Genomic DNA, 20,250 nt, shown 5'->3' on the forward strand with positions numbered 1-20,250 from the left:
ACGGACTGACCCCATGGGCATCGAAGGCGTACTCAAGGAAGGCTTCGTCACCACCTCGGTGGACAAGCTCATCAACTGGTCTAAGACGGGCTCGCTGTGGCCCATGACCTTCGGTCTCGCGTGCTGCGCGGTGGAGATGATGCACGCGGGCGCCGCGCGCTATGACATCGACCGCTTCGGCATGCTGTTTCGGCCCAGCCCGCGCCAGAGCGACCTGATGATCGTCGCGGGCACGCTGTGCAACAAGATGGCGCCGGCGCTGCGCAAGGTCTACGACCAGATGGCCGAGCCGCGCTGGGTGCTGTCGATGGGCACCTGCGCCAACGGCGGCGGCTACTACCACTACAGCTACTCGGTGGTGCGCGGTTGCGACCGCATCGTGCCGGTGGACGTCTACGTGCCGGGCTGCCCGCCCACGGCCGAGGCGCTGCTCTACGGCATCCTGCAGCTGCAGGCCAAGATCCGGCGCGAGAACACGATCGCGCGCTGAAGCCTCGCGCGCGCACTCCCATTTCCGACGGTTAGCAACCCAACCGCATGACCACTTCCCTCGACACCCTGCAGTCGGCGCTGGACGCCGCGCTGGGCGGCCGCATCAAGGCCCTCAAGCGCGACCGCGGCGAAATCACCATCACCGTGGCCGCCGCGGACTATGCCGACGCGGTGCGCGTGCTGCGCGACGACGCATCGCTGAAGTTCGAGCAGCTCATCGACCTGTGCGGCGTGGACTACTCCAGCTACAAGGACCAGCCCTGGGACGGCCCGCGCTTTTGCGTGGTGCTGCACCTGCTGTCGGTGAGCCTGAACTGGCGGCTGCGCGTGAAGGTGTTCGCGCCCGACGACGACCTGCCCGTGGTGGCCTCGGTCACCGAGGTGTGGAACGCGGCCAACTGGTTCGAGCGCGAGGCCTTCGACCTCTACGGCATCGTCTTCGACGGCCACGTCGACCTGCGCCGCCTGCTCACCGACTACGGCTTCATCGGCCACCCTTTCCGCAAGGACTTCCCCGTCTCCGGCCACGTGGAGATGCGCTACGACCCCGAGACCAAGCGCGTCATCTACCAGCCCGTGACCATCGAGCCGCGCGAGATCACGCCGCGCATCATCCGGGAAGAAAACTACGGCGGCCTGCACTGAGCCGAGCATCGAGTCATGGCAGAGATCAAGAACTACACCCTGAACTTCGGCCCGCAGCACCCGGCCGCGCACGGCGTGCTGCGCCTGGTGCTGGAGCTCGACGGCGAGGTGATCCAGCGCGCCGACCCGCACATCGGGCTGCTGCACCGCGCCACCGAGAAGCTGGCCGAGACCAAGACCTACATCCAGTCGCTGCCCTACATGGACCGGCTGGACTACGTCTCGATGATGTGCAACGAGCACGCGTACTGCCTGGCGCTGGAGAAGCTGCTGGGCATCGAGGTGCCGCTGCGCGCGCAGTACATCCGCGTGATGTTCTCCGAGCTCACCCGGCTGCTCAACCACCTGCTGTGGCTGGGCGCGCACGGGATCGACTGCGGCGCGATGAACATCCTCATCTACTGCTTCCGCGAGCGTGAGGACATCTTCGACATGTACGAGGCGGTGTCGGGCGCGCGCATGCATGCGGCCTACTTCCGCCCGGGCGGCGTCTACCGCGACCTGCCCGACAGCATGCCGCAGTACGCCGCGTCGAAGATCCGCAACGCCAAGGCGATTGCCAAGCTCAACGAGAACCGCCAGGGCTCGCTGCTGGACTTCATCGAGGACTTCTGCAACCGCTTCCCCAAGAACGTCGACGACTACGAGACGCTGCTGACCGACAACCGCATCTGGAAGCAGCGCACCGTGGGCATCGGCGTGGTCACGCCGGAGCGCGCGCTGAACCTGGGCTTCAGCGGCCCGATGCTGCGCGGCTCGGGCATCGCCTGGGACCTGCGCAAGAAGCAGCCCTACGACGTCTACGACCGCATGGAGTTCGACATCCCGCTGGGCACCAACGGCGACACCTACGACCGCTACCTGGTGCGCGTGCAGGAGATGCGCGAGTCCAACAAGATCATCCAGCAGTGCGTGAAGTGGCTCAAGGCCAATCCGGGCCCGGTGATCACGGACAACCACAAGGTGGCGCCGCCGCCGCGCGTGGACATGAAGTCCAACATGGAAGAGCTGATCCACCACTTCAAGCTCTTCACGGAAGGCTTCCGCGTCCCCGAGGGCGAGGCCTACGCCGCGGTGGAGCACCCCAAGGGCGAGTTCGGCATCTACTTCGTCAGCGATGGCGCCAACAAGCCCTACCGCATGAAGATCCGCGCCCCGGGCTTCGCGCACCTGGCCGCCCTGGACGAGATGGCGCGCGGTCACATGATCGCGGACGCCGTGGCCGTGATCGGCACCATGGACATTGTTTTCGGCGAGATCGATCGATGAGTTCGCAATCCTTCTTCGCGCCCTCCACGCTGGAGCGCTTCGCGCGCGAGGTCGCCAAGTACCCCGCCGGCCAGCAGCAGTCGGCCGTGATGGCCTGCCTGTCCATCGTGCAGCAGGAGCAGGGCTGGGTCTCGGCCGAGGCCGAGGCCGGCATCGCCGAGTACCTCGCCATGCCGCCGATCGCGGTGCGCGAGGTCACGACCTTCTACAACATGTACAACCAGCGCCAGCTGGGCAAGTTCAAGCTCAACGTCTGCACCAACCTGCCGTGCCAGCTGCGCAACGGCCAGGGCGCTCTGGAGCACCTGTGCTCCCGCCTGGGCGTGGAAGAGGGCGGCACCACGCCGGACGGCCTCATCACGGTGCAGAAGAGCGAGTGCCTGGGCGCCTGCGCCGACGCGCCGGTGATGCTGGTCAACGACCGCCAGATGCTGAGCTACATGAGCAACGAGCGACTCGACGAGCTGGTCGCCACGCTCAAGGCGCAAGGGTGAACCGCATGCTCGACCTCTCGAAATTCCAGGCCACGGGCCGCGAGACCTGCTTCCACGGCCGCCACATCCAGCCCCAGATCTACGCGGGCCTGGACGGCAGCAACTGGCACCTCAAGGACTACGAGTCGCGCGGCGGCTACCAGGCGCTGCGCAAGGTGCTGGGCCTCGACGGCGGAGCGGGCATGACGCCCGAGCAGGTGATCGCCGAGGTCAAGGCCTCGGGGCTGCGCGGCCGCGGCGGCGCGGGCTTCCCCACGGGGCTGAAGTGGAGCTTCATGCCGCGCGCCTTCCCGGGACCGAAGTACCTGGTGTGCAACTCCGACGAGGGGGAGCCGGGCACGTGCAAGGACCGCGACATCCTGCGCTACAACCCGCACATCGTCATCGAGGGCATGGCCATCGCAGCCTACGCGATGGGCATCAACACCGGCTACAACTACATCCACGGCGAGATCTTCGAGGTCTACGAGCGCTTCGAGGCCGCGCTGGAAGAGGCGCGCGCCGCCGGCTACCTCGGCGACCGGATCCTCGGCAGCGGCTTCAGCTTCCAGTTGCATGCGCACCATGGTTTCGGAGCGTACATCTGCGGCGAGGAAACCGCACTCCTGGAATCCGTGGAGGGCAAGAAGGGCCAGCCGCGCTTCAAGCCGCCGTTCCCGGCGAGCTTCGGCCTCTACGGCAAGCCCACCACCATCAACAACACCGAGACCTTCGGCGCGGTGCCCTGGATCATCCGCAACGGCGGCCAGGCCTACCTCGAAGTGGGCAAGCCCAACAACGGCGGCACCAAGATCTTCTCGGTGGTCGGCGACGTCAACGCGCCGGGCAACTTCGAGGTGCCCATGGGCACGCCCTTTGCGACGCTGCTGGAGATGGCCGGCGGCGTGACCAGGGGCCGCAAGCTCAAGGCCGTGATCCCGGGCGGCTCGTCGTCGCCGGTGCTGCCGGCGGACATCATGATGGACTGCACGCTGGACTATGACTCCATCGCCAAGGCCGGCTCCATGCTGGGCTCGGGCGCGGTCATCGTGATGGACGACAGCCGCTGCATGGTCAAGAGCCTGCTGCGCCTGTCGTACTTCTACCAGCACGAGAGCTGCGGCCAGTGCACGCCGTGCCGCGAGGGCACGGGCTGGCTGTGGCGCGTGGTGGACCGCATCGAGCACGGCAAGGGCCGCATGGACGACCTGGACCTGCTGAACTCGGTGGCCGACAACATCCAGGGCCGCACTATCTGCGCGCTGGGCGACGCCGCGGCCATGCCGGTGCGCGCGATGCTCAAGCACTTCCGCGACGAGTTCGCGTACCACGTCGAAAACAAGCGCTGCCTGGTCGGCGGGGCCTGAGACACCACAACACAGCACGGTGAAGGTGCCGCGCACCGGGCGCCGCAGCGCAGCACAGCGCGGCGGCGCCTTCACCACGAAAAGCCATGGTTGAAATCGAACTCGACGGCAAGAAGGTCAGCGTAGCCGAAGGCAGCATGGTGATGCATGCGGCCGAGGCCGCCGGCACCTATATCCCGCACTTCTGCTACCACAAGAAGCTCAGCATCGCGGCCAACTGCCGCATGTGCCTGGTGGAAGTTGAGAAGGCACCCAAGCCGCTGCCCGCCTGCGCCACGCCGGTGACGCAGGGCATGATCGTGCGCACCCAGAGCGACAAGGCGGTCAAGGCCCAGCAGTCGGTGATGGAGTTCCTCCTCATCAACCACCCGCTGGACTGCCCCATCTGCGACCAGGGCGGCGAGTGCCAGCTGCAGGACCTGGCCGTGGGCTACGGCGGCTCCTCCTCGCGCTACACCGAGGAAAAGCGCGTGGTGTTCCACAAGGACGTGGGCCCGCTGATCTCCATGGAGGAGATGACGCGCTGCATCCACTGCACCCGCTGCGTGCGCTTCGGCCAGGAAGTGGCCGGCGTGATGGAGCTGGGCATGCTGCACCGCGGCGAGCATGCCGAGATCACGACCTTCGTCGGCCAGACGGTGGATTCCGAGCTCTCGGGCAACATGATCGACCTGTGCCCGGTCGGCGCGCTGACCAGCAAGCCCTTCCGCTACAGCGCCCGCACCTGGGAGCTGTCGCGCCGCAAGAGCGTCAGCCCGCACGACTCCACCGGCGCCAACCTGATCGTCCAGGTCAAGGCCAACCAGGTCAAGCGCGTGCTGCCGCTGGAGAACGAGGCCGTCAACGAGTGCTGGCTCGCCGACCGCGACCGCTTCAGCTACGACGCGCTCAACTCCACCGCCCGCCTGACCACGCCCATGATCAAGCAGGGCGGCGAGTGGAAGAGCGTGGACTGGACCACGGCGCTGGAGTTCGTCGCCAACGGCCTCAAGCAGGTCAAGGGCGAGTTCGGCGCGCAGGCCATCGGCGCCATCGGCTCGGCCCACAGCACGGTCGAGGAGCTGCATCTCCTGGCCAAGCTGGTGCGCGGCCTGGGCAGCGACAACATCGACTACCGCAGCCGCCACGCCGACTTCGCCAACGTCGATGCGCCGGGCACGGCGCGCTGGCTGGGCATGCCCATCGCCGAGCTCTCGACGCTGGACCGCGCCTTCGTGATCGGCTCGTTCCTGCGCAAGGACCACCCGCTGTTCGCGCAGCGCCTGCGCCAGGCCGCGCGCCACGGCGCGCAGGTCAGCAGCCTGCACGCGCTCAAGAACGACTGGCTGCTGCCGCTGGCCCACCACATCACGGCCGCGCCCAGCGCCTGGGTGCAGTCGCTGGCCGAGGTGGCCGCCGCCGTGGCCGTGGGAGCGGGCCTGGAAGCCCCGGTCAAGGCCGAGCCTTCTGACGCCGCGCGCGCCGTGGCGCAGTCGCTGATGTCGGGCGAGCGCAAGGCCGTGCTGCTGGGCAACGCCGCCGCGCAGCATCCGCAGGCCTCGCAGCTGCTCAAGCTCGCCAACTGGATTGCCGAGCACACCGGCGCCAAGGTCGGCTACCTGACCGAAGCCGCTAACACGGTGGGCGCGCAGCTGGTGGGCGCGCTGCCGAAGCAGGGCGGCCTCAACGCCGGCCAGATGCTCACGCAACCGATGAAGGCGCTGCTGCTGCTCAACACCGAGCCGGTATGGGACGCCGCCGACGCCGCCGCGGCCACCGCCGCGCTGCAGGGCTCCGGCCTGGTCGTGGCGCTGACCGCGTTCAAGGACGCCGCGGTGCCCAACGCCGACGTGCTGCTGCCCATCGCCCCGTTCGCCGAGACGGCGGGCAGCTTCGTCAACGCCGAAGGCCGGCTGCAGAGCTTCTTCGGCGTGGTCAAGCCCGTGGGCGAGACGCGCCCGGCCTGGAAGGTGCTGCGCGTGCTGGGCAACCTGCTGGGCCTGGAAGGCTTCAACCAGGAGAGCGCCGAGGACGTGCGCGCTGAAGCTGTGGGCGACGGCAGCGGCATTGCCGCGCGGCTGTCCAACCGCAGCGCCGCGCAGCTGCCGGCCACCATCGCCGCGGCCACGCCGGGCCTGTTCGAGCGCATCGCCGACGTGCCCATCTACGGCAGCGACATGCTCGTGCGCCGCGCCGGCCCGCTGCAGCTCACCGCCGACGCGCGGCCGCCCGTGGTCGGGCTGCCCACGGCGCTGTGGCAGGCGCTGGGCCTGGCCGAGGGCCAGCGCGTGCGCGTGACGCAGGGCACGGCCAGCGCCGAGCTGCCCGCGCGCGAGGACGCCACGCTGGCGCCCAATGCCGTGCGCGTGAGCGCTGCACACCCGGATACCGACACGCTGGGCGCCATGTTCGGCGCCATCACCGTGCAGAAGCTCTGAGGATGGCCAAGCGATGATTGATTCCTTCTACCAATTCGGCAATGCCACGCTGGGCGCCGGCCTGTGGCTGGTGGTGTGGTCGCTGATCAAGATCGTGGCGGTGGTGGCGCCGCTGATGGGCTGCGTGGCCTACCTCACGCTGTGGGAGCGCAAGGCCATCGGCTGGTCGCAGATCCGTCCGGGCCCCAACCGCGTCGGCCCCTTCGGGCTGCTCACGCCGATCGCCGACGCGGTCAAGCTGATGTTCAAGGAGATCATCCGCCCGACCGCCGCCAACAAGGGCCTGTTCTTCCTGGGCCCGATCATGACGATCATGCCGGCGCTGGCGGCCTGGGCCGTGGTGCCCTTTGGTCCCGAGGTGGTGCTGGCCAACGTCAACGCCGGGCTGCTGTTCCTGATGGCCATCACCTCGCTGGAGGTGTACGGCGTGATCATCGCCGGCTGGGCCTCGAACTCGAAGTACGCCTTCCTGGGCGCGCTGCGCGCCTCGGCGCAGATGGTGAGCTACGAGATCGCCATGGGCTTCTGCTTCGTGGTGGTGCTCATGGCTGCTGGCAGCCTGAACATGATCGACATCGTCATGTCGCAGGACCGCGGCCGCTTCGCCGAGATGGGGCTGAACTTCCTGTCCTGGAACTGGCTGCCGCTGCTGCCGATCTTCGTCGTCTACTTCATCTCCGGCCTGGCCGAGACCAACCGCCACCCCTTCGACGTGGTTGAGGGCGAATCGGAAATCGTCGCCGGTCACATGATCGAGTACTCGGGCATGAGCTTCGCCATGTTCTTCCTGGCCGAGTACGCCAACATGATCCTGGTCTCGACGCTGGCCGTGATCCTGTTCCTGGGCGGCTGGCTGCCCCCGATCGACAGCGCCTTCTTCAACTGGATCCCGGGCTGGATCTGGCTGGCCGCCAAGGTCTTCGTCGTGGTGACGATGTTCCTGTGGGTCCGTGCCACGTTCCCGCGCTTCCGCTACGACCAGATCATGCGTCTGGGCTGGAAGATCTTCATCCCCGTCACGCTGGTGTGGCTGCTGGTGGTGGGCCTGTGGATCCAGTCGCCCTGGAATATCTGGAATTAAGCCATGTCTGCCGTCAAGGACTTCTTTTCTAGCTTCCTGCTGCTCGAGCTGTTCAAGGGCATGGCCCTGACCGGGCGCCACTTCCTCTCCAAGACCATCACGGTCCAGTTCCCGGAGGAGAAGACGCCGCTGTCGCCCCGCTTCCGCGGCCTGCATGCGCTGCGCCGCTACGAGAACGGCGAGGAGCGCTGCATCGCCTGCAAGCTGTGCGAGGCGGTGTGCCCGGCTATGGCCATCACCATCGAGAGCGAGATCCGCCCCGATGGCAAGCGGGCCACCACGCGCTACGACATCGACCTGACCAAGTGCATCTTCTGCGGCTTCTGCGAGGAAAGCTGCCCGGTGGACTCGATTGTCGAGACGCACATCCTCGAGTACCACGGCGAGAAGCGCGGCGACCTGTACTACACCAAGGACATGCTGCTGGCGGTCGGTGACCGCTACGAGCGCGAGATCGCAGCCAACAAGGAGGCCGACGCCCGCTACCGCTGACGGCCCCGCGCGTGCCGGCCGCGCGCATGCCCGCAAGGCGCATGCGTAGTGGGGGCGCGCGTGCCCGCGCGAGTCTCAAGCGTCCATCGACGACATGACCCAGACCGCTCTGTTCTACCTCTTCGCCACGGTGCTGCTGCTGGCGTCCTTCGCCGTCATCACGGCGCGCGATACGGTGCACTCCGCCCTGTACCTGGTGCTGGCCTTCTTCACCGCCTCGTGCGTGTGGATGCTGCTCAAGGCCGAGTTCCTCGCCATCACGCTGGTGCTGGTGTACGTGGGCGCCGTGATGGTGCTGTTCCTCTTCGTCGTGATGATGCTCGACATCAACTCCGACGCCTTCCGGCACAACTTCTGGAAGCACTTTCCCATCGCCGGCCTGGTGGGCGCGCTCATCGCGCTGGAGATGGCGCTGGTGCTGACCAGCGGCTTCAACGTGACCGACGCCGCGCCGGTGGACCCGCGCCTGGCCGAGATGGGCAACACCAAGCTGCTGGGCATCGAGATCTACACCAACTACCTGTACCCGCTGCAGATCGCGGCCGTGCTGCTGCTGGTGGCCATCGTCGCGGCCATCGCGCTGACGCTGCGCCAGCGCAAGGACTCGCGCTACCAGGACCCGTCGCAGCAGGTGCGGGTGAAGAAGAGCGACCGCCTGCGCATCGTGCAAATGCCGCCGGTGGTGCAGGCCAAGAACGCACCGGAGGAGGGCAAGGCATGAATCTCGGATCCATCACGCTGGGGCATTACCTGTCGCTGGGCGCGATCCTGTTCGCGCTGTCGGTGATCGGCATCTTCCTGAACCGGCGCAACCTGATCGTGCTGCTGATGGCCATCGAGCTGATGCTGCTGGCCGTCAACCTGAACTTCGTCGCCTTCTCGCACTACCTGGGCGACATGGCGGGCCAGGTGTTCGTGTTCTTCATCCTGACGGTGGCCGCCGCGGAGTCGGCCATCGGCCTGGCGATCCTGGTGGTGCTGTTCCGCAACCGCTCGACGATCGCGGTGGAAGAGCTCGACACCCTCAAGGGCTGACGCGGGAAGAGGCCAACAAAAAATGTCTGCAGAACTGTCCAAGAACCTGCTGCTGGTCGTGCCCCTGGCACCGCTGGTGGGCTCCATCGTGGCCGGCCTGGCCGGGCGTGCCGTCGGGCGCCGCGGCGCGCACCTGATCACGATCCTCGGGGTGCTGATCTCCTTCATCGTCTCGGCCCTGGTGCTGCGCGACGTGATCGCCGGCGCGCGCTTCAACGAGACCATCTACGAGTGGATGGTGCTCGGCGACCTGAAGATGGAAGTCGGCTTCCTGGTCGATGGCCTCACGGCGATGATGATGTGCGTGGTGACCTTCGTGTCGCTGATGGTGCACATCTACACCATCGGCTACATGCACGAGGACCCGGGCTACCAGCGCTTCTTCTCGTACATCTCGCTGTTCACCTTCTCGATGCTCATGCTGGTCATGAGCAACAACTTCCTGCAGCTGTTCTTTGGCTGGGAAGCGGTGGGCCTGGTGAGCTACCTGCTGATCGGCTTCTGGTACACCAAGCCCACGGCGATCTTCGCCAACATGAAGGCGTTCCTCGTCAACCGCGTGGGCGACTTCGGCTTCATCCTGGGCATCGGCCTGCTGGCCGCCTACGCCGGCACGCTCAACTACGGCGAGGTCTTCGCGCAGGCCGACAAGCTCGCCACGCTGACCTTCCCCGGCAACGACAACTGGATGCTGATCACGGTGGCGTGCATCTGCCTCTTCATCGGGGCCATGGGCAAGAGCGCGCAGTTCCCGCTGCACGTGTGGCTGCCCGACTCGATGGAAGGCCCGACGCCGATCTCCGCGCTGATCCACGCCGCCACCATGGTGACGGCGGGCATCTTCATGGTCACGCGCATGTCGCCGCTGTTCGAGCTGTCGGACACCGCGCTGAACTTCGTGCTGGTCATTGGCGCGATCACGGCGCTGTTCATGGGCTTCCTGGGCATCATCCAGAACGACATCAAGCGCGTGGTGGCCTACTCCACGCTGTCGCAGCTGGGCTACATGACGGTGGCGCTGGGCGTGTCGGCCTACTCGGTGGCGGTGTTCCACCTGATGACGCACGCGTTCTTCAAGGCGCTGCTGTTCCTGGGCGCGGGCTCCGTGATCATGGGCATGCACCATGACCAGGACATCCGCAACATGGGCGGCCTGCGCAAGTACATGCCCATCACCTGGATCACCTCGCTGCTGGGCTCGCTGGCGCTGATCGGCACGCCGCTGTTCTCGGGCTTCTACTCCAAGGACAGCATCATCGAGGCGGTGCACGCCTCGAACCTGCCGGGCGCGGGCTTCGCGTACTTCGCGGTGATGGCCGGCGTGTTCGTGACCGCGTTCTACTCCTTCCGGATGTACTTCCTGGTCTTCCACGGCAAGGAGCGCTTCGGCCAGCACCACCACGGCGACCACCACAGCGACGAGGAGCCGGACCACGACCACCACCACGGCCTGGCCCCGGGCGAGAAGCCGCACGAGTCGCCGCTGGTGGTGACGCTGCCGCTGATCCTGCTGGCCATCCCGTCGGTGATCATCGGCTACATCACGATCGAGCCGCTGCTGTTCGGCGACTTCTTCAAGGATGCGGTGTTCGTCAACACCACGCTGCATCCGGCGATGGCGGAGCTGCGCGAGAACTTCCACGGCGCGATGGCCATGGCCGCGCACGGCCTGCAGACGGTCGTGTTCTGGCTGGCCCTGGCCGGCGTCGTGACCGCGTACGTGTTCTACATGGTGGCGCCGGCGATTCCCGCGGCCATCAAGCGCGCGGTCGGCCCGATCTACAAGATCCTGGACAACAAGTACTACATGGACGCCTTCAACGAGCACGTGCTCGCCGCCGGTGCACGGCTGCTGGGCAAGGGCCTGTGGAAGGGCGGGGACCAGGGAATCATCGACGGCGCCGTGATCAACGGTTCGGCCAAGGCCGTCGGTGGGCTTGCGGGCGTCGTGCGCCTGGTGCAGACCGGCTACCTCTACTGGTACGCGCTGGTCATGATCCTGGGCGTGTTCGGTCTGATGACGTGGCAGCTGTGGCCTCAGCTGACGAGCCTGTTCGGGCGTTGATAGGCTCAGTCGGAGAATAACGATGGGATTGTTGAGTGTTGCCATCTGGCTGCCGGTCGTCGTCGGCGCCGTGCTGTTGGCATTGGGACGGGATGACCAGGCGAAGACCGTGCGCTGGCTGGCGCTGCTGGGAGCGGTCGCGGGCTTCCTGGTCACGCTGCCGCTGATCACGGGGTTCGACAACACGGCCACGACCATGCAGTTCGTGGAGCGCGCGCCCTGGATCGAGCGCTTCAATGTCTTCTACCACCTGGGCCTGGACGGCATCTCGCTGTGGTTCGTGCCGCTGACCGCATTCATCACGGTGATCGTGGTGATCGCGGGCTGGGAAGTGATCACGGAGCGCGTGAACCAGTACATGGGCGCGTTCCTGATCCTCTCGGGCCTGATGATCGGCGTGTTCGCGGCGCTGGACGGGCTGCTGTTCTACGTCTTCTTCGAAGCCACGCTGATCCCGATGTACATCATCATCGGCGTGTGGGGCGGCCCGCGCCGGGTGTACGCGGCCTTCAAGTTCTTCCTCTACACGCTGGCCGGCTCGCTGCTGATGCTCATCGCGCTGATCTACCTGTACTACAAGTCGGGCGGCAGCTTCAGCATCCTCGACTGGCACCAGCTGCCGCTGCCGCTGTCGGCGCAGACGCTGCTGTTCTTCGCCTTCTTCGCCGCGTTCGCGGTGAAGGTGCCGATGTGGCCGGTGCACACCTGGCTGCCCGATGCGCACGTCGAGGCGCCCACCGGCGGCTCGGTGGTGCTGGCGGCGATCATGCTGAAGCTCGGCGGCTACGGCTTCCTGCGCTTCTCCATGCCGATCGCCCCGGACGCGGCGCGCGAGTACGACTGGTTCATCATCGCGCTGAGCCTCACGGCGGTGATCTACATCGGCCTGGTCGCGCTGGTGCAGAACGACATGAAGAAGCTGGTGGCGTACTCGTCCATCGCGCACATGGGTTTCGTGACGCTGGGCTTCTTCATCTTCAACGAGCTGGGCGTCTCCGGCGGCCTGGTGCAGATGATCAGCCACGGCTTCGTCTCCGGCGCGATGTTCCTGTGCATCGGCGTGCTCTACGACCGCGTGCACTCGCGCGAGATCGGCGCCTACGGCGGCGTGGTCAACACCATGCCCAAGTTCGCGGCCTTCGCGCTGCTGTTCTCCATGGCCAACTGCGGCCTGCCGGGCACCGGCGGCTTCGTGGGCGAGTGGATGGTGATCCTGGGCACGGTGCAGGCCAACTTCTGGCTCGGCCTGCTGGCCGCCACCGCGCTGATCTCCGGCGCCGCCTACACGCTGTGGATGTTCAAGCGCGTGTACTTCGGCGACGTGACCAACGACAACGTGCGCTCGCTTTCCGACATCAACGCGCGCGAGTTCGCCATGCTGGCCGTGCTGGCCGTGGCCACGATCTGGATGGGCGTGTATCCGAAGCCCTTCACCGACTCGATGCACGTGTCCGTGAACGGGCTGCTGACGCACGTGGCCGCCTCCAAGCTGCCGACCACCGCCAGCGCCGCGGCCCCGGCCACCACGGCCGCCACGCTGGCCAACGCCGCCACGCCGACGAACTGAGCCGCACGGGAGTCTCGACAACATGAATCCGATGAACTGGCTGGTCGTACAGCCTGAGATCGTGCTGCTGGTGATGGCCTGCGTGGTCGCGCTGGTGGACCTCTTCGTCAAGGACGAGCTGCGCCGTCCGACCTTCTGGCTGGCGCAGCTGTCGCTGGCGGTGGTGGCCTTCATGCAGGCCGACCAGCTCAGCACCATGATGCAGGCCAGCGAGGCCCAGACCAGCATGTACGGCATGCAGGCCATGGTCGTGGCCGACCCGATGGGCCGGCTGCTGGCGGTGTGCGCTACGCTCACGCTGATGGCCACGCTCGCCTACGCGCAGCCCTACATCGGCTCGCGCGAGATGCTCAAGGGCGAGTTCTTCTCGCTGTCGATGTTCTCGCTGCTGGGCGTGCTGGTCATGCTCTCGGCCAACAACTTCCTGGTCGTGTACCTGGGCCTGGAGCTGATGACGCTGTCGCTGTACGCCCTGGTGGCGCTGCGCCGCGACCATGCCGTCTCCACCGAGGCGGCCATGAAGTACTTCGTGCTGGGCGCGCTGGCCAGTGGCTTCCTGCTCTACGGCCTGTCCATGATCTACGGCGCCACCGGCACGCTGGACATCGGCGGCGTGTTCGACGCCATCCAGTCCGGCATGCGCAACCCCGAGGTGCTGACCTTCGGCCTGGTGTTCATCGTCGCCGGCCTGGCCTTCAAGCTTGGCGTGGTGCCCTTCCACATGTGGGTGCCCGACGTGTACCAGGGCGCGCCCACGGCGGTGACGCTGCTCATCGCCGGCGCGCCCAAGCTGGCCGCCTTCGGCATCACCATCCGGCTGCTGCACGAGGGAATGAACGGCCTGGCGCGCGACTGGCAGCAGATGCTGATCGTGCTGGCCGTGGCCTCGCTGGTCATCGGCAACCTGGCCGCCATCGCGCAGACCAACCTCAAGCGGCTGCTCGCCTACTCGACCATCGCGCAGCTGGGCTTCATGCTGCTCGGCCTGACGCCCACCGTCATCGGCGGCAACACCGTCTCGGCGGCCAACGGCTACAGCTCGGCGCTGTTCTACCTGATCACGTACGTGCTCACGACGCTGGCGAGCTTCGGCATCATCCTGCTGCTGTCGCGCCAGGGCTTCGAGGCCGAGGAGATCAACGACCTCGCGGGCCTGGGCAAGCGCAGCCCCTGGATGGCCGGCGTGATGCTGATCGTGATGTTCTCGCTGGCCGGCATCCCGCCGACGGTGGGCTTCTACGCCAAGCTCGCGGTGCTGCAGTCGCTCATCACGACCAACGACCCGGCCTACATCACGCTGGCCGTGGTGGCGGTGCTGCTGTCGCTCATCGGCGCCTTCTACTACCTGCGTGTCGTCAAGGTCATGTACTTCGACGAGCCGACCGAGAGCGTGCAGATCACCGGCCCGGCGGGTGCGCGTGCGCTGCTGGCGGTCAACGGTGCGGCCGTCCTGGTGCTGGGCCTGCTGCCCAGCGGCCTGATGGGCCTGTGCCGCGACGCCATCGTCAGGGCCCTGGCCACCTGAGGCTGACGGCATGAACCACGGCGCTGAAGTCGCGCTGGTGCTGCTTGCCGCCGTGGTCAGCGCCAACCTGCCGTTCCTCACCGAGCGGCTGCTGCTGGTGGGACCGCGGCGTGCTCCCAAGGCTTTCGGCTGGCGGCTGCTGGAGCTGTTGCTCCTGCTGCTGCTGACGCTGGGACTGGGGCGCTTGCTGGAAGCCCGCATCGGCCAGATCTACCCGCAGGGCTGGGAGTTCTACGCCGCCATGGGCTGCCTGTTCCTGACGCTCGCCTTCCCCGGCTTCGTCTGGCGCTACCTGAGGCGGCAACACCATGGCTGAGGATCGAGACGACGACGTCCACCTGCGCGAGCACCGGTTGCAGTCGGAGTCGGTGTTCGAGGGCAACTTCCTGCGCGTGAGCCGCGACCGGGTACGGCTGCCCGACGGGCACGAGACCGAGCGCGAGTTCATCCGCCACTCCGGCGCGTCGGTAGTGGTGCCGCTGCTCGACGACGGGCGCCTGGTGCTGGTGCGGCAGTTCCGCTACCCGCTGGGCCGGGTGATGCTGGAGTTCCCCGCCGGCAAGATCGACCCGGGCGAGCCGCCGCTGCACACCGCCGTGCGCGAGCTCACCGAGGAGACGGGCTACAGCGGCGGCGAGTGGGCCTATGCCGGCCCGATCCACAACGCCGCGGCCTACTCCGACGAGGTGATCCACCTCTACTTCGTGCGCAACTTGCGTGAAGGCGAGGCCCGGCTCGACCACGGCGAGCATCTCGACGTGGTGCGCATGACCGAGGACGAGCTCGACGCGCTGGCCGCCCGCGGCGAGCTCAGCGATGCCAAGACGCTCATCGGGCTGCTGTGGGTGAACAAGTGGCGCCACAAGCTGTGGTCACTCGACTGGCAGCCGGCTCCGGCGCTGTCCGGCGACGATAATCTCCCCCATGAAGGTGCTTGATCTGCGCTGCGACAGCAGCCACGGCTTCGAGGGCTGGTTCGGCTCCGAAGAGGATTTCATCGCCCAGCACGAGCGCGGGCTGGTGGAGTGCCCGCTGTGCGGCAGCAAGGCGGTGAGCCGGCTGCCCAGCGCGCCGCGGCTGAACCTGTCCAACGCGCGTGAGCCCGCGGTGCCGGCGCAGAAGTCCAGGCCCGCCGAGCGCCTGCCCGACACGCCGGAAGCGCAGCAGCTGCAGGCCCTTTGGATGCAGGCCGTGCGCCACGTCATGGCCAACACCGAGGACGTGGGCGAGCGCTTCGCCGACGAGGCCCGCCGGATCCACTACGGCGACGCGCCCGAGCGCGGCATCCGCGGCCAGGCCAGCCCGGTGCAGGCGGCCGAGCTGGCGGAAGAGGGCATCGACGTGCTGCCGCTGCCCATTCCGAAGGCGCTCAAGGAACCGATGCAGTAAGGCGGCATTCACCGCCTCAAGCCCACGACGACCCGGCCCCAGGCCGGGTTTTTTCATGGGCGCTGCGCCGTGACTACAGCACCCGCCCCGGATTGAGCAGCCCCTGCGGATCCAGCGCCTGCTTGATGGCGCGCATCAGCCCCAGCGCCACCGGCGACTTGCGCTGCTCCAGCTCCTCGCGCTTGAGCGCACCGATGCCGTGCTCGGCCGAGAAGCTGCCGCCGAAGGATTGGACCGCGTCGAAGACGATGCGATTCACCTCGGCCTCGTGGTCGCGCAGGAAGGCCGCGCCGTCGCCGCCTTCGGGCACCTGCACGTTGTAGTGCAGGTTGCCGTCGCCCAGGTGGCCGAAGTTGACGATGCGCGCGCCGGGGAAGGCTGCGTGCAACGCCGCGTCGGCCTGCGCGCAGTAGGCCGGGATGCTCGACACCGGCAGCGCCACGTCGTGCTTGATGTTCAGCCCCTCCTGCGCCTGCGCCAGCGTGATGGACTCGCGCAGGTGCCACATGGCGTTGGACTGGGCCTGGCTCTGCGCCACGGCGGCGTCCTCGATCAGCCCGTCCTCCAGCGCTGCGGCCAGCAGCGCCTCGAAGCGCACCTGCGCGTGGCTTTCGCTTTCCTCGTCGCTCTGCTCCAGCAGCACGGTCCAGGCGGCCGAGGGCAGGGGCTGCGGCAGCTCCGGGAAATGGCGCTTCACCAGGTCCAGCGCGAAGCGGCCCATGACCTCGAAGCCGGTGAGCCCGGCGCCCAGCTTGGCGCGGGCCGCCTTGAGCAGCTCCACCGCCTGCTCCATCGAGGCGCAGGCCGCCAGCGCGGTGGTCACGGCCGCGGGCCGCGGGAACAGCTTCAGCGTGGCGCCCGTGATCACGCCCAGGGTGCCCTCGCTGCCGATGAAGAGGTCGCGCAGGTCATAGCCTGTGTTGTCCTTGCGCAGGCCGGAGAGCCCGTCCCACACCTCACCCTGCGCCGTCACCACCTCCAGCCCCAGGCACAGCTCGCGCGCATTGCCGTAGCGCAGCACCTGCGTGCCGCCGGCGTTGGTGGCGAGGTTGCCGCCGATGGTGGCGCTGCCCTCGGCGCCCAGGCTCAGGGGGAACAGCAGGCCCTGCGCCGCCACCGCTTCCTGCAGCGCCTGCAGCACGCAGCCGGCATCGACCGTGACGGTGAGGTTGGCGGTGTCGAAGGCGCGCACGCGGTTCATGCGGCGCAGGCTCAGCAGCAGCGAGCGGCCGCTGGGGTCCGGCACGCCGCCGCCCACCAGCCCGGTGTTGCCGCCCTGGGGCACCAGTGCCACGCCGTGCCGGGCACACAACCGCACCACGGCGGCGACCTGCCCCGTGTCGGCCGGTCGCGCCACGGCCAGGGCCTTGCCGTGCCAGCGCTTGCGCCAGTCCTGCTCGTAGCCGCTGAGGTCGCCCTCGGTCAGCACATGCTCGGCGCCGATGGCGGCGCGCAGGGCATCCAGAAATTCCGTGCTCATGACTACTTTCCTTCAACTGCCCGGGCATTCTTGAGGCGCCAGCGCACATGCGTGGCGCAGGCGGCGAACAGCACCAGGCACAGCAGGATTTCGATCATGGCCAGCCAGGCGCCGGGCGGCGGCTCGCTGGTGGCACGCACCACGCCCTCGGCGAAGTAGATCCACACCAGCAGGCTGACCCAGCGGTAGGTGTACATGCGCCGCCGCAGCAGCCCGGCCAGCGGCACGAACAGCGGCAGCACCTTCAGCGCCAGCGTGCCGCTCCCGGTCGGGGCCAGCCACAGCTCCCAGGCCAGGCCCAGCAGGATCAAAAGCACCAGGCAGGCCACTGCCAGGTCGCGGGTGCGGCGCACCATCGGCGGCAGCGTTTCCAGGGGGGACTCCATTGACATGGCTGGCATCATAGGGTTGATGAACACCCTCACTGCCCGCCGGCGCGGCTGGCGAGCATGGTGCGTGGAATCCTGGCAGGTGCTGCGCCACTGGCCCTGGCGCGACACGCTGCTCACGCTGCGCCAGCGTTTTCGCGAAGACCACATCGGCCTGACCGCCAGCAGCCTGACCTTCACCACGCTGCTGGCGCTGGTGCCACTGACCACCATGGCCTTCGCGCTGTTCTCGGCTTTCCCGGTGTTCGGCGCGTTCCAGGTTGCGCTGGAGAAGTACTTCCTGCAGGCGCTGGTGCCTGAAACCATCTCGCGCCAGGTGCTGGGCACGCTCACGCAGTTCGCCGCCAAGGCACGGCGCCTGAGCGGCCTGGGCCTGGTGCTGCTGGGCGTCACGGCAGTGGCGACGATGCTGACCATCGACCGCGCGCTCAACGCCATCTGGGCCGTGCGCCGTCCGCGGCCCATCGGGCAGCGCGTGCTGGTGTATTGGGCCGCCATCACGCTGGGGCCGCTGGTGCTGGGCATCAGCCTCACGGTGACCTCCTATGCGCTGTCGGCCTCGCAGGGCTGGGTGCATGCGCCGCCCTGGGGCGTGAGCCTGCTGCTCAACGTCGTCGAGTTCAGCTTGCTGGTGGCGGGCATCGCGGCGCTGTTCCATTACGTTCCCAATACCCTCGTGCGCTGGCCGCATGCCTTTGCCGGCGCGCTGTTCGTGGGCGTGGCGTTCGAGGGCGCCAAGGACGCCATCGGCTGGTATTTCAGCAAGGTGCCGACCTACTCGGCCGTCTACGGTGCCTACGTCACGCTGCCGGTGCTGATGGTGTGGGTCTATGCCGGCTGGGTGATCGTGCTGCTGGGCGCCGTCATCGCCGCCAGCGCGCAGAGCCTGTCGCAGCACACCGCCCGGCTGCCCAGCGGGCCGGGGCAGCCCTTCGCGCTGGCGCTGGGCCTGCTGCGCGTGCTGGCCGCGGCGCAGCGCGAGGGCCGGCCCGGACGCTCGCAGCCGGCGCTGGCGCGCACGCTGGGCGTGGACCCGCTGCGGCTGGAACCGGTGGTGGACACGCTGGTGGCGCTGGACTGGGTCGGCCGCCTGGAGGAGGGCGGCGCGCAGCGCCTGGTGCTGCTGTGCGACCCGGCGCGCACGCCGGCCGCGCCGCTCATCGACCGGTTGCTGCTGGAACCCAGCGCCGCGGCCCGGGCGTTCCGGGCGCAGGCCGGCGTCGAGGCGATGTCGCTGGAGGAAGCGCTGCGCTGAGCCGCGCCGGGGTGGGGTGCAGGGTCTTTGCAGCCCACGCGCCTTGAAGCTACGGTGCGGCTGCATGCGGCGCATGCCGCGTGGGAGCCAGCATGAAAGCCAGCGACGAATTCACCGCCTTCATCGGCCGCGAGCTGCAGGGCCTGCGCCGGGACGGCCTGTTCAAGGAGGAGCGCGTCATCGCCGGCGCGCAGGGGCCGCGCGTGCGCCTGGCCGACGGGCGCGAGCTCCTCAACCTGTGCGCCAACAATTACCTGGGACTCAGCGCGCATCCGCGCGTGGTGCGCGCGGCGCAGGAGGCGATGGCGAGCCACGGCTACGGCATGAGCTCGGTGCGCTTCATCTGCGGCACGCAGGACCGGCACCAGGCGCTGGAGGCGCGGCTGTCGCGCTTCCTGGGCACCGAGGACACCATCCTCTACGCGGCGGCCTTCGACGCCAACGGCGGGCTGTTCGAGCCGCTGTTCACCGAGGAGGACGCCATCGTCAGCGACACGCTCAACCACGCCTCCGTCATCGACGGCATCCGGCTGTGCAAGGCGCGCCGCTACCGCTACGCCCACGACGACATGGCCGACCTGGAGCGCTGCCTGCGCCAGGCCCGCGCCGAGGGCGCGCGCTTCGTGCTGGCCTTCACCGACGGCGTGTTCTCGATGGACGGCAGCGTGGCGCAGCTCGACCGCATGCGCGTGCTGTGCGACGCCCACGGCGCGCTGCTGGGCATCGACGACAGCCACGCCACGGGCTTCGTCGGCGCCAGCGGGCGCGGCACGCATGAGCACCGCGGGCTGCTGGTGGACGGCGTCGCGGGCGTGGACCTGATCACCGGCACGCTGGGCAAGGCGCTGGGCGGCGCGTCGGGCGGCTTCACCAGCGGGCGGCGCGAAGTCATCGAGCTGCTGCGCCAGCGCTCGCGGCCCTACCTGTTCTCGAATTCGCTGGCGCCGGCGATCGTCGGCGCCTCGTTGGCGGTGCTGGACCTGCTGGAGGAGAGCGCCGGGCTGCGCGACACCCTCTGGGACAACGCCCGCTGGTTCCGCGCCGCAATGACCGAGGCGGGCTTCGACCTGAAGCCGGGCGAGCACCCGATCGTGCCGATCATGGTCTACGACGCCCACAAGGCCCAAGCGCTGGCGGCGCGGCTGCTGGAGCTGGGCGTGTACGCGGTGGGCTTCTTCTACCCGGTGGTGCCGCAGGGCCAGGCGCGCATCCGCGTGCAGCTCAGCGCCGCGCACACGCGCGCCGACCTGGAGCACGCCGTGGCCGCCTTCCGGCAGGCCGGGCGCGAGCTGGGGCTGGTGGCGTGAGG

At 68.2% G+C, this 20,250-nt stretch carries 20 protein-coding genes; 18 read left to right on the forward strand and 2 right to left on the reverse strand.

Annotated elements, in window-relative coordinates; genetic code table 11:
* Positions 1-13 precede the first annotated feature (13 nt).
* The 16 genes from FJ694_RS04360 to FJ694_RS04435 all read left to right on the forward strand — a co-directional run bounded on the left by FJ694_RS04360 (position 14) and on the right by FJ694_RS04435 (position 15,817).
* Entirely contained in the window at positions 14-490 is a 477-nt protein-coding gene (locus FJ694_RS04360) for a NuoB/complex I 20 kDa subunit family protein (protein ID WP_028997518.1), read from the forward strand.
* A 47-nt stretch (positions 491-537) separates the two neighbouring features.
* Positions 538-1,137 carry an NADH-quinone oxidoreductase subunit C gene (locus FJ694_RS04365; protein ID WP_157264560.1) on the forward strand — a complete coding sequence of 200 codons (600 nt, stop codon included), beginning with the start codon at positions 538-540 and terminating at the stop codon, positions 1,135-1,137.
* A 15-nt stretch (positions 1,138-1,152) separates the two neighbouring features.
* Entirely contained in the window at positions 1,153-2,406 is a 1,254-nt protein-coding gene (locus tag FJ694_RS04370; RefSeq protein ID WP_157264562.1) for an NADH-quinone oxidoreductase subunit D, read from the forward strand.
* A complete protein-coding gene (locus FJ694_RS04375; protein ID WP_157264564.1) occupies positions 2,403-2,900 on the forward strand; it encodes an NADH-quinone oxidoreductase subunit NuoE family protein in 498 nt (165 codons plus the stop codon). Before FJ694_RS04370 ends, FJ694_RS04375 begins: the two co-directional genes overlap by 4 nt.
* A 5-nt stretch (positions 2,901-2,905) precedes the next feature.
* A complete protein-coding gene (gene nuoF, locus FJ694_RS04380) occupies positions 2,906-4,246 on the forward strand; it encodes an NADH-quinone oxidoreductase subunit NuoF (protein WP_157264711.1) in 1,341 nt (446 codons plus the stop codon).
* 86 nt (positions 4,247-4,332) lie between these two features.
* Positions 4,333-6,663, forward strand: coding sequence for an NADH-quinone oxidoreductase subunit NuoG (gene nuoG / locus FJ694_RS04385; protein ID WP_157264566.1), 2,331 nt, complete (start codon positions 4,333-4,335; stop codon positions 6,661-6,663).
* A gap of 13 nt (positions 6,664-6,676) precedes the next feature.
* Entirely contained in the window at positions 6,677-7,744 is a 1,068-nt protein-coding gene (gene nuoH / locus FJ694_RS04390) for an NADH-quinone oxidoreductase subunit NuoH (protein ID WP_157264568.1), read from the forward strand.
* A 3-nt stretch (positions 7,745-7,747) separates the two neighbouring features.
* Entirely contained in the window at positions 7,748-8,236 is a 489-nt protein-coding gene (gene nuoI, locus FJ694_RS04395; protein WP_157264570.1) for an NADH-quinone oxidoreductase subunit NuoI, read from the forward strand.
* A gap of 94 nt (positions 8,237-8,330) precedes the next feature.
* On the forward strand, positions 8,331-8,957 hold the full coding sequence (locus tag FJ694_RS04400) for an NADH-quinone oxidoreductase subunit J (protein ID WP_157264572.1): 627 nt from the start codon (positions 8,331-8,333) through the stop codon (positions 8,955-8,957).
* Entirely contained in the window at positions 8,954-9,271 is a 318-nt protein-coding gene (gene nuoK, locus FJ694_RS04405; protein WP_157264574.1) for an NADH-quinone oxidoreductase subunit NuoK, read from the forward strand. Before FJ694_RS04400 ends, nuoK begins: the two co-directional genes overlap by 4 nt.
* 22 nt (positions 9,272-9,293) lie before the next feature.
* Complete coding sequence (gene nuoL / locus FJ694_RS04410) at positions 9,294-11,336, forward strand: NADH-quinone oxidoreductase subunit L (RefSeq protein ID WP_157264576.1); 2,043 nt, start codon at positions 9,294-9,296, stop codon at positions 11,334-11,336.
* Between the two features lie 22 nt (positions 11,337-11,358).
* A complete protein-coding gene (locus tag FJ694_RS04415) occupies positions 11,359-12,903 on the forward strand; it encodes an NADH-quinone oxidoreductase subunit M (protein ID WP_157264578.1) in 1,545 nt (514 codons plus the stop codon).
* A gap of 22 nt (positions 12,904-12,925) precedes the next feature.
* The gene (nuoN, locus tag FJ694_RS04420; RefSeq protein WP_157264580.1) at positions 12,926-14,428 is read left to right on the forward strand and encodes an NADH-quinone oxidoreductase subunit NuoN; all 1,503 of its coding nucleotides are present in this window, start codon (positions 12,926-12,928) and stop codon (positions 14,426-14,428) included.
* Between the two features lie 10 nt (positions 14,429-14,438).
* Positions 14,439-14,744: a DUF2818 family protein gene (locus tag FJ694_RS04425; protein WP_157264582.1), complete on the forward strand. Its 306-nt coding sequence runs from the start codon at positions 14,439-14,441 to the stop codon at positions 14,742-14,744.
* Positions 14,737-15,366 carry an NUDIX domain-containing protein gene (locus FJ694_RS04430; protein ID WP_157264584.1) on the forward strand — a complete coding sequence of 210 codons (630 nt, stop codon included), beginning with the start codon at positions 14,737-14,739 and terminating at the stop codon, positions 15,364-15,366. Before FJ694_RS04425 ends, FJ694_RS04430 begins: the two co-directional genes overlap by 8 nt.
* On the forward strand, positions 15,353-15,817 hold the full coding sequence (locus tag FJ694_RS04435) for a DUF1178 family protein (RefSeq protein WP_157264585.1): 465 nt from the start codon (positions 15,353-15,355) through the stop codon (positions 15,815-15,817). Before FJ694_RS04430 ends, FJ694_RS04435 begins: the two co-directional genes overlap by 14 nt.
* Positions 15,818-15,890: 73 nt before the next feature.
* On the opposite strand, the gene FJ694_RS04440 is transcribed toward FJ694_RS04435, so the two are convergent.
* Together FJ694_RS04440 and FJ694_RS04445 are read right to left on the reverse strand one after the other, a co-directional pair.
* Positions 15,891-17,297 carry an FAD-binding oxidoreductase gene (locus tag FJ694_RS04440; protein ID WP_157264586.1) on the reverse strand — a complete coding sequence of 469 codons (1,407 nt, stop codon included), beginning with the start codon at positions 17,295-17,297 and terminating at the stop codon, positions 15,891-15,893.
* 2 nt (positions 17,298-17,299) lie between these two features.
* Positions 17,300-17,683, reverse strand: coding sequence for a DUF2069 domain-containing protein (locus FJ694_RS04445; protein ID WP_375140199.1), 384 nt, complete (start codon positions 17,681-17,683; stop codon positions 17,300-17,302).
* 25 nt (positions 17,684-17,708) lie between these two features.
* On the opposite strand from FJ694_RS04445, the gene FJ694_RS04450 reads away from it, so the two are divergent.
* Both FJ694_RS04450 and kbl read left to right on the forward strand, forming a co-directional pair.
* A complete protein-coding gene (locus tag FJ694_RS04450) occupies positions 17,709-18,941 on the forward strand; it encodes a YihY family inner membrane protein (RefSeq protein WP_157264590.1) in 1,233 nt (410 codons plus the stop codon).
* Positions 18,942-19,033: 92 nt separating this feature from the next.
* Positions 19,034-20,248: a glycine C-acetyltransferase gene (gene kbl / locus FJ694_RS04455; RefSeq protein ID WP_157264592.1), complete on the forward strand. Its 1,215-nt coding sequence runs from the start codon at positions 19,034-19,036 to the stop codon at positions 20,246-20,248.
* Positions 20,249-20,250: the final 2 nt, after the last annotated feature.

Source organism: Azohydromonas aeria (assembly GCF_009760915.1).
Classification (GTDB): domain Bacteria; phylum Pseudomonadota; class Gammaproteobacteria; order Burkholderiales; family Burkholderiaceae_C; genus Azohydromonas; species Azohydromonas aeria.